Origin of the sequence: Vibrio sp. Sgm 5, assembly GCF_026241575.1 — a bacterium.
GTDB lineage: Bacteria > Pseudomonadota > Gammaproteobacteria > Enterobacterales > Vibrionaceae > Vibrio > Vibrio jasicida.
This window is the reverse complement of the sequence record NZ_JAPHPY010000094.1, coordinates 1-8,508: the sequence shown is the minus strand read 5'-3', so window position 1 is coordinate 8,508 and position 8,508 is coordinate 1. Positions and strand designations below refer to the sequence as shown.

9 protein-coding genes are annotated in these 8,508 nt (G+C 40.2%); 3 read left to right on the top strand and 6 right to left on the bottom strand.

What is annotated here, in order from left to right:
- Positions 1–1,180: 1,180 nt before the first annotated feature.
- The gene (locus tag OQJ86_RS25670) at positions 1,181–2,023 is read right to left on the bottom strand and encodes a hypothetical protein (protein ID WP_265992071.1); all 843 of its coding nucleotides are present in this window, start codon (positions 2,021–2,023) and stop codon (positions 1,181–1,183) included.
- A gap of 307 nt (positions 2,024–2,330) precedes the next feature.
- Here OQJ86_RS25670 and OQJ86_RS25660 point away from each other — a divergent pair, with 307 nt between their 5' ends.
- Positions 2,331–2,633 carry a hypothetical protein gene (locus OQJ86_RS25660; RefSeq protein WP_265992043.1) on the top strand — a complete coding sequence of 101 codons (303 nt, stop codon included), beginning with the start codon at positions 2,331–2,333 and terminating at the stop codon, positions 2,631–2,633.
- A gap of 212 nt (positions 2,634–2,845) precedes the next feature.
- On the opposite strand, the gene OQJ86_RS25650 is transcribed toward OQJ86_RS25660, so the two are convergent.
- The 3 genes from OQJ86_RS25650 to OQJ86_RS25640 all read right to left on the bottom strand — a co-directional run bounded on the left by OQJ86_RS25650 (position 2,846) and on the right by OQJ86_RS25640 (position 5,982).
- Positions 2,846–4,234 carry an RNA-binding domain-containing protein gene (locus OQJ86_RS25650; RefSeq protein WP_265992041.1) on the bottom strand — a complete coding sequence of 463 codons (1,389 nt, stop codon included), beginning with the start codon at positions 4,232–4,234 and terminating at the stop codon, positions 2,846–2,848.
- A 1,182-nt stretch (positions 4,235–5,416) separates the two neighbouring features.
- On the bottom strand, positions 5,417–5,704 hold the full coding sequence (locus tag OQJ86_RS25645) for a type II toxin-antitoxin system RelE/ParE family toxin (RefSeq protein WP_011080400.1): 288 nt from the start codon (positions 5,702–5,704) through the stop codon (positions 5,417–5,419).
- Complete coding sequence (locus tag OQJ86_RS25640; RefSeq protein ID WP_011080399.1) at positions 5,701–5,982, bottom strand: type II toxin-antitoxin system Phd/YefM family antitoxin; 282 nt, start codon at positions 5,980–5,982, stop codon at positions 5,701–5,703. Before OQJ86_RS25640 ends, OQJ86_RS25645 begins: the two co-directional genes overlap by 4 nt.
- Before the next feature lie 293 nt (positions 5,983–6,275).
- Between OQJ86_RS25640 and OQJ86_RS25630 the strand changes: the two genes are divergently transcribed.
- Together OQJ86_RS25630 and OQJ86_RS25625 are read left to right on the top strand one after the other, a co-directional pair.
- Entirely contained in the window at positions 6,276–6,518 is a 243-nt protein-coding gene (locus tag OQJ86_RS25630) for a type II toxin-antitoxin system Phd/YefM family antitoxin (RefSeq protein WP_005442033.1), read from the top strand.
- A gap of 7 nt (positions 6,519–6,525) precedes the next feature.
- Positions 6,526–6,825 carry a type II toxin-antitoxin system RelE/ParE family toxin gene (locus tag OQJ86_RS25625; protein ID WP_033006605.1) on the top strand — a complete coding sequence of 100 codons (300 nt, stop codon included), beginning with the start codon at positions 6,526–6,528 and terminating at the stop codon, positions 6,823–6,825.
- Positions 6,826–7,005: 180 nt separating this feature from the next.
- Here OQJ86_RS25625 and OQJ86_RS25615 read toward each other — a convergent pair whose 3' ends face one another.
- Together OQJ86_RS25615 and OQJ86_RS25610 are read right to left on the bottom strand one after the other, a co-directional pair.
- The gene (locus OQJ86_RS25615; protein ID WP_029235852.1) at positions 7,006–7,422 is read right to left on the bottom strand and encodes an IS1096 element passenger TnpR family protein; all 417 of its coding nucleotides are present in this window, start codon (positions 7,420–7,422) and stop codon (positions 7,006–7,008) included.
- A gap of 164 nt (positions 7,423–7,586) precedes the next feature.
- Positions 7,587–8,270 (bottom strand): hypothetical protein, encoded by a 684-nt coding sequence (locus OQJ86_RS25610; RefSeq protein WP_265992014.1) that lies wholly within the window; start codon positions 8,268–8,270, stop codon positions 7,587–7,589.
- Between the last annotated feature and the right edge of the window lie 238 nt (positions 8,271–8,508).

Here is an 8,508-nt window from a genome sequence, read left to right as displayed (position 1 = left end):
AAATGAACCGCCCTGTGCGGAGCCGCATGCAGGGTGGTGTGGGGGCTGGAGGCTAGACACCTCCGGCTACCCGATTATATTGCCCGCACGACAGAGCCAAGTTTAGCGCCAAGGTGCTGAATTGGTTACAAATCTACTGGCTTTGAACTCAGATGTAAAACAGATAGTTCGAAACTCAATCATAGACAACAGAACGCACTTGGCTAAGAAGCGAAATGAGCTGAAATTAGAGTCACTCGACTAGCCTAAATGACAAAGAATTCGAGCGAGAAACCTGACAGCAAAGCGCGCTGAAGCCACAACTTACAATGAAGTTTCCACGAAAAAGAAGCCGCGCAAAATGAACTTGAGCCAGCAAAACTTACTAACGAGGAGACTTGCGTGACGTTGCAGCTAATTAACCGACAAACATTCTACGTGCGATGGTCATTTTGATGGCATTTTTCACGAAAAGAACAGGTGTAGTTCGGACGCAGAACAAAGATAAACGGATAATTTAACCCTTTGAATCTTATGCAATATAACGCCCAATTAAGGTGCGACAACGCTATAAAACCAAGCTAAACCATTGCACCGTAAACACAAATTTCAAACCGGAGTGAAATCGCCAAGCGTTAGGAGTCACTCTTAAATTGTTTGTTATATTGCCCGCACGATAGAGCCAAGTTTAGCGCCAAGGTTCTGAATTTACTACAAATCTACTGGCTTTAAACTCAGAAGTAAAACGGATAGTTCGAAACTCAACCATAGACAACAAAGCGCACTTGGCTAAGAAGCGAAATGAGCTGGAATTGGATACATTCGATTAGCCCAAATGACAAAGAATTCGAGCGATAAACCTGACAGCAAAATGCGCTGAAGCCACAATCTTCAATGCAGTCCCCACGAAAAAGAAGCCGCGCAAGATGAACTTGAGCCAGCAAAACTTACTAACGAGGAGACTTGCGTGACGTTGCAGCTAATTAACCGACAAACATTCTACGTGCGATGGTCATTTTGATGGCAACTTTCACGAAACGAACAGGTGTGTAGCTTGAACGCAGAACAAAGATAAACAGATAATTTAACCCTTTGAATCTTATGCAATATAACGCCCAATTAAGGTGTGAGTAACGCTACACCGAAACGACAGTATTTCGACTTAAACACACAATTTAACGCATAGTAAAAATGCCAAGCGTTACGAATCACTCTTAAATTGTTTGTTAGGGCTCCGAACTTGTCCTTCAGTTTGAACTTGAGATTGAGGTGGGGACTGATCGTGCGTTGTGGCTTCGTCATAGAAAAACATACCGCCTTGAACTAGCGTAAAAATTACCGCGGCGACTCCCAAGACTTTAAAGAAAGTATTATCTAGGGCTTTGTTCACTTTTTCAGACACATTGTAGTTTGACACCTTTACACGATTGTTCTTTAGAGCAAAATACATTGACTGGAACCAATAAACTTTTGACATAGTCGACTTGTGGAGTTTGACGTACTCCTTATCCCTAAATGCAACTACCTCTTCCTCACCATTTAGCATATCGCGGTGATTTCCGTCATTGAGGTCCTTAAGAGTCTGCATCCTCGGGTGATCGATGCTATTTTTTCCATACTTATCAAGAATCAAACTAGATAAATTTACTTTGTTTGTATCTCGAATACGTGGTGCTTTTTCTTTAGAAAGGACCTCATATCTATGAGCTAAAGCCTCAAAGCCATAGTTGATATTAGACATATTCCAGTGGAGCCAAATCGCGTTATCGACTTGCCTAACAAACTCGTAGAAATCCGATAGCATTTGTCTTTCAATTTCATTGTAGTTTTGGTCAATGTCCTCTCTACTGATATCCCGTTTTTCGGCAATCAAGTGAATGGAAAAGCTATGCATCGTATGACTTTGCAAATGTAGAACTGCAATAGACGTCACTCTCGGTGAGTAGTTTTCATTATTGTCGTTTAGGTTTTCACATGAATAGTGAATAACATACAAGCTGTTTTCACTTTCTTTGAGTTGTTTTAGTTTTTCTTTAACGCTCATTATTGTTTCCAGAGGAACTATCTATTCACTTAATTATGCCATTTCTTGCTTAATTGGAAAAGTTGCATATTTAGAGCCCTAACGCCCTGCTAAGGGGTGAGCAACGCAATACAAAAGCCGCCGCAAACCACCTTAATCACTAAAACCAACGCATAGTAAAAATGCCACGCGTTGCGAATCCCTCTTGAGCAGTTTGTTAGTCGCGAGGCACCGAGCGACAATTTTAAGCCAAACTAAACTTTGCGAACAACAAACTTTATGTGCTTTGATGCACTTAAGTAAGGCGTAGTCTCAAAGCAGCTATTCAATGAAACCACTTGGAACAAACAACGCCAAAGAAAACGAACTGACAACACCAAAAGGCGCTTTTGGAAAGCTAATCTCACAGTGCGGACTTTCAACGAAATCACTGAAACCACGTGGAATTTACAACATCAGAGAAAACGTCATTTCAGCGAGTAAATCGGCTTTTGTGCCGACAAACTCACCGAGCGGAGTTGCAACCAAAAACAGACTCTCGATCGCCCTACTCTGTAAGCACCAAAGAACAAAACAACCGCTAGGACAGGTACAAAACTTTGGATTTAAAACAGCTAGAACTAAGCTCTGATGATCGACGATTAATCGATGTACCAAGCAAACAGCTGCTAAATTTTAAGCTCAGAAACATGATTTTGATTGCTAGCTTTTTCTGGCGACTAACGCCCTGTTAAGGTGTGAGCAACGCTACACTGATGCCTCCGCATACCACCTTAAACACTGAACACAACGCATGCTAAAAATGCCACGCGTTGCGAATCACTCTTAAACAGTTTGTTAAATTTACACAGCGATCCAGCTACTTTTTAGTCCAGTAGACGAGTTTTTTCGCTGAATTAAACCTTTGTCTCTTAATTTGGCAAATTGGTATGTTACTTTTTCTGAGCGATCTATGCCTGTAAGATCTCGAGCTTGTAGATTATTAATTTCACCATTTGACTCGATAAACTTCATGATTAAGTTCTCTGGATCATCATTAGAACTATGCCTTAATATTATTTTTACATAGTTCCCATCCTCTCGAATTTCTGGATCTCGAAGTCCCATAGAACGCATACGTTGAAAAGCAGTATTCATACCCTCACCCAAATCTTTATTTGGGGAATCTTTATACTTAGACAGTATACGAACAATTTTTGAATTTCGTGAACATCGGTTTTCCAGTATATTTTCAGCTGTAACGAAGCCTGTAAATCGACCTGGGCTTTTGAATTCAATTCTGTTATTAAAAATACTAACTAGTACATTGTCAGATATTGCATAGTCTCGATGAATAACAGTGTTTACCAATATCTCCCAAATGGTTTCTTTAGGATATTTAGTTTCTACTAGCCCTTTGACTTTCCAGACCTTGTTTTTAGATAAAAACAAAGCAATTTTTGCATATGCATCCTGAATTTGCTGGTATAGCGATCCTTCAATTGCAATATTGTCTTCAGTCAAAGCATCTCGGTCAATATCTTCACCATCTGTATCATAACGGACAATTCTAATTGCACATTGCTTCGGTAGCTCTGCTGAAGGGTTTTCAGAGAATAAGAGAACCGCGGCTACTGTAGGAGCCCATGTCTCAGAATCGACCAACTTTTCTTTTAAGAGAAATGTTATTGGGTCAGGGGCTCTAATTGGCAGCTCTGATAAAAACTTTGCCAGCTCCACACTAGAATCTAACTCATCAACAGAAGCAGAATTAACAAGGGAGTCTTCTTCAGAAATGATTCCCTTGGCATGAGTTAACTCTAATATTTTTATTGGTGCTGTTACTGGAAGTGACTGCGCCCCCTGACGAAGAAATATTTTTTTCTTCGCAGTTTCATGCACCGACAGCCCCTTGTTAACTTTTACTCGTAAAACGTAATTTCTTGACTCATTAATTCTAGTTAAAAAGTCAAAACGAAAGTCAACTGAAGGCACTAGTTCACTCAACGCCTGAATAACTGAGTTATAAGCTTCCGTTGACTCTTGACCTTGCCATCTTTTTTCTGGGACAGCTTCATCTTTATCATCAGCAACTCCAACAAGTATTTCACCACCGTCAGCATTAGCAAATGCAACAGCAATTTTTTGAACTTTCTCACCTTTTAAGCCAAATGCTTTTCTGTCAAAAAAATGGTCTTCATCTTTAGTACAATAGTACAAAGACTCCTTCTCTTGTAATTCTACGATTTTCACTGTAGTCCCTATTTCCTAACCAACCTGTAAATTTAACGCCGCGTTAAGTAGTGAGCAACGCTACCACGAAACCAAACATTACCACCTTAAACACAAAACCCAACGATAGCACTAAAAATGCCAAGCGTTGGGAATCTGTCTTAAACGCATTGTTAGGTGTTTACCACTTACGCTCAAAATTGGTTCTGACAACTCGTGAGATATATGAGTTTAAGCCTCGTCCTTGTCTAGCAAGGTCTTGCATTTGCTCAACCACTGCTGCCCCTGGTCTCTGACTCGTATATAAATAATATAGCCATCTTCCAGACATGAATTTTACTGTGATTGAATCGCCATCAATCTCATATGCCTCTACATTAGAGTTACCATTACGGTTCATATACGGTGTCATACTTAAGCCCTCTTATTCTGAATAAATCTGAAACTTCAAAAAAACGCCTTCAGTATGCAACAAAACACTCAACAGAAACGAGATATGGGCACCAATTCTATAATGACACCTAACGCCGCATTAAGTAGTGAGCAACACTACCACTTTACTAAACCATTGCACCGTAAACACAAAACTCAACTTGAATTGAAAACGCCGAGTGTTGCGAATCTGTCTTAAATGCCTTGTTAGTTTACCTACATGATGAAGCTAAAGTTTAGCGCCAAGATGCTGAATTAGTTATAAAACTACTGGCTTTGGACCCAGATGTAAAACTGAAAACTACAAAACTCAAACCCAACTAACAAAACGAACTTGGCTAAGAAGCGACATGCGCTAAACAACCAAAATTGAAGCTCTCAAACTGACAAAAGATTGGTTCGACCAACTCGACAACTAAATGCGACTAAAAACCAATATTCACGGATTAGCCACCAAGAAAAAGAAACCACACCAAAGAACTATCACGAAAAAGTTAGAGTCAGTAAGTGACTACGCAACCGCAAACGCTTCACATATAGTGCCACCGGAAAGGTCGTGAGGTTAGTAAACCAACAGGTGAAAATCACAATCACCAGACAAGCTCTCGAAATAAAACCCCTTTTCTACTCTTGTAAACTAACGCCCAATTAAGGGGTGAACAACGCCTCCCCCAAACCTAATGCATTGTGCCATAAACACTAAATTTGAAGTAGAAGCAAAAATGCCAAGCGTTGTGAATCCCTCTTAAATTGATTGTTATAACACAATTGCTACACATCACTTTCCGTTAGCATTTGACGACAATTTCTTACTGTAAGGACACGAATTTCATGACTGAGGCTATATATGATTCGGTAGTGGCCAAAAAGGATTTCACGATAATTAGTATGAGGTAACTCAGGAACCATTCGCCCCATTTCAGGCATATTTGAGAGAAGTTCGGTTTTATCGAAAACCTCATTAACCCAGCTTTCTGCTGCCACTGGGTTATCCAGTGAAATAAACTCGGCTGCATCACCTAACTTTTGTAATGCTAGTGGTGACCAGACTACTTTCATTTCTTAATACGCCCCAACACTTGAGCGCGAGCGTCTTCATTGGAAACACCTAAACCTGAAGCTAATTGTGCCTCAGCAGTACGCATTTCTTCCAGTAACTCGATCTTCTCCTGCATTGCTTCATATTCCGCAACATCAAGGACAACCGCAACACCCTTACCACGTTGTGTGATTACTAATGGTCTACGAGTTTCGTTAATCTGTTTAATAAATGACGTTACGCCAGCACGAAATTCAGACAAAGGCTGAATATCTTGGTCAAAGTGGATACGGCTCATGTTGAACTCCTAACAGTACAATTTAATGTACAAATAATAGTTCAAATAGCCTTTTTGAGCAATAGCCTGATTTTGTGTTATAACGCCCTGTTAAGGGGTGAGCGACGCAATACCGATGCCCCCGCATACCACCTTAACCACTAAAACCAACGCATAGTAAAAATGCCACGCGTTGCGAATCCCTCTTGAACAGTTTGTTAGTTTGCATTTCACACAAATCGCACGATTTAATTAAATTGAACATTTCATGCGATGCATTATAATCTAACTGTACACTCAATTGGGAACTGACCATGCATACATTAACAGCCAATGATGCCAAACGAAATTTCGGCGAACTACTTCTGAGCGCACAACGCGAGCCAGTAAAAATCAGCAAAAACAGTAAAGATACTGTCGTTGTCATGTCCATTCGTGACTTTGAAGAGCTAGAAGCTATGAAAGTTGAGTACCTCAAACACTGCTTTAAGTCAGCTAAAGAAGACTTGAACAATGGAAACACTGTTGATGGCGAAAGCTTTCTGAACTCGCTGTAACTAACTTATGCAAAAGAACAAATACAAGCTAAGTAACTTAGCGCAATCTCACTTGCGCAAAGTAAAAAACTACACTGTTGAAAACTTTTCTGAATTACAGTGGCGTAACTACAAAGATACTCTGCTATCAGGGTTTCAGATGCTAGCTGATAATCCAGGCTTAGGAAGAAGTTGTGACGAGATATACCCAAATGGCTTTTATTTCCCGATTGGAAAACACACAGCTTATTTCACCAAAGAACATGACTTTATCTTAGTCGTTGCTGTCTTAGGTCAATCACAGCTACCCCAGAATCATCTGAAATAACACGACTTTCACCCTAGAAATAATAACTGGGGTGAGAGTTTATCCATGCAAACTAACGCCTTGTTAAGGTGTGAGGTACGCAATACTGAAGCCTCCGCATACCGCCTTAACCACCAAACCTAACGCATAGTAAAAATGCCACGCGTGCCGAATCACTCTTGAACAATTTGTTAGGCAAATCTACCAATCTGACTCGGCGTACTGTTCTGGTTTTTCTCCAATTTCTTTTACAAGCCTTGGGTATTCAACCCCATCAACGAATGACTTTGGTTTACTGCGTGTTTTAGAGATTTGGAACTTCCAATCATCACCAAAATCGAACCAATAAAAAAGTTTCTTACCTTTAGGAAGTGGAAATAATCCATACAATTGAGTGTCCAGAGAGTACTGCCTATCATCAAACGTCTCTCTGCTGGACCCGAATTCGCGTCGAGATATGAAAAAGTCATAGAGATGATCATTTTCAAAGCCAACGGCACTCTGAATTATTGTGTGCAACTCACGCAATGACGTGTTTTGCGCAATCTCAATTTCGCAGCCCCAGTCTTCAAAGGCATAAATACCCGAAACTAAGTCGATTTTTATTGTTATGTACATACTAACCTCGTATTTGCCTAACGCCCTGTTAAGGTGTGAGCAACGCAATACCGATGCCACCTTAACCACTAAAACCACTAAAACCACTAAAACCACTAAAACCAACGCATAGTGAAAATGCTACGCGTTGCGAATCACTCTTAAACAGTTTGTTAAGTGAATTCTCACAACAAGCTCAATCCACTTCTTACAAATGCGATCCTCTCTAAGCTAGAGCATAAATTTGGTGGCGCGTCATTCCCACGTAGAGCACTTACAGTTGTGTTAATTGACATTGTACTTCTCGACTTTCCGACACCTAGTTTCAAATCTATTGCATTAAGTTGCTCTCTCATCAACTCTAAAATTTGTGGGTCATACTTCTCTACTAGTACTTTTAACACCGGAGAAATAACTGTTAATATTGCTTCTCCATACTCAATTGCTTCAATTCTACTTGGAATCTTTCCCTTATGGATGACCTCATTTCTGAATTTTATACATTTATTTGATAGTTGAGGTGGAGTCTTTTTCTCAACCAACTGATACACGAAAAGATAAGCGCCAAATTGCCTTTCGGATTGGTTTGAGACCAGTTTCCATAACTGCGATGTTTGTTCTAAATTAATACCAGCAGAACGGTAAAGGATATTGATAACATATTCGTAAAACCTCTCCAAAGAAGAGGTGAAAGAGCTAACTGCCTCTCTGTAGTAACCGTCATGAATGGCGTTTAAGCCAAGCTCAAAGAGTATTTCAAATTTTGGGTTCTTCAATTTAACCGTAGATTCATGTTGCTGAGCACATGTAAAACTATAACATCCGCTATCTTGAAGCTCAGCAGAATAAACGTTTGAACCAGCACTCACGGTAGTCCCATGACAATCCATACAGGTAAGATATATTCTCATTTTTCCTCTATTCACTTAACGCCCTGTTAAGGTGTGAGCAACGCAATACCGAAGCTCCCGCATACCACCTTAAACACCAAACGCAACGCATAGTAAAAATGCCACGCGTTGCGAATCACTCTTAAACAGTTTGTGTACGCCCAGCATGGGCATGAACTAATGAGGTGAAAGTCCTCTGTAGGAAAATCACCATTTA

Bases quoted from the DNA above. Each gene is read 5' to 3' on its own strand.
- OQJ86_RS25670 (WP_265992071.1), bottom strand. From the start codon at position 2,023: ATGAGCGTTAAAGAAAAACTAAAACAACTCAAAGAAAGTGAAAACAGC.
- OQJ86_RS25660 (WP_265992043.1), top strand. From the start codon at position 2,331: ATGAAACCACTTGGAACAAACAACGCCAAAGAAAACGAACTGACAACA.
- OQJ86_RS25645 (WP_011080400.1), bottom strand. From the start codon at position 5,704: ATGAAAGTAGTCTGGTCACCACTAGCATTACAAAAGTTAGGTGATGCA.
- OQJ86_RS25640 (WP_011080399.1), bottom strand. From the start codon at position 5,982: ATGAGCCGTATCCACTTTGACCAAGATATTCAGCCTTTGTCTGAATTT.
- OQJ86_RS25630 (WP_005442033.1), top strand. From the start codon at position 6,276: ATGCATACATTAACAGCCAATGATGCCAAACGAAATTTCGGCGAACTA.
- OQJ86_RS25625 (WP_033006605.1), top strand. From the start codon at position 6,526: ATGCAAAAGAACAAATACAAGCTAAGTAACTTAGCGCAATCTCACTTG.
- OQJ86_RS25615 (WP_029235852.1), bottom strand. From the start codon at position 7,422: ATGTACATAACAATAAAAATCGACTTAGTTTCGGGTATTTATGCCTTT.